The 209-nt window shown below is 58.4% G+C and carries 1 pseudogene; it reads left to right on the top strand.

The features are described from left to right. Window positions 1-209: pseudogene (locus EXE42_RS19160) on the top strand (histidine kinase); the annotation flags it as partial.

The raw sequence follows: 209 nt of genomic DNA, 5'->3' as shown, positions 1-209 counted from the left end.
GACTGTCCTCAGCCGGGTGTTGCGGCACAACATCCGCAACGACCTCAACGTCATCCACGGCGTGCTCGACACACTCGTAGAGAGCGAGTCGTTGAGCGATGAGGAAGTCGCTCATGTGACCACAGCATTGAAACACGCGAATGCCGTCGTCGAGACGGCGGAGAAGGCCCGCTACATACAACAGACCATCAGCAACTCGGATGTGGAGC

The organism is Halorubrum sp. SP3 (assembly GCF_005435195.1).
GTDB lineage: Archaea > Halobacteriota > Halobacteria > Halobacteriales > Haloferacaceae > Halorubrum > Halorubrum sodomense.
Note: the sequence above shows the minus strand (reverse complement) of the source record. Positions and strands in the feature narration are given on the sequence as shown.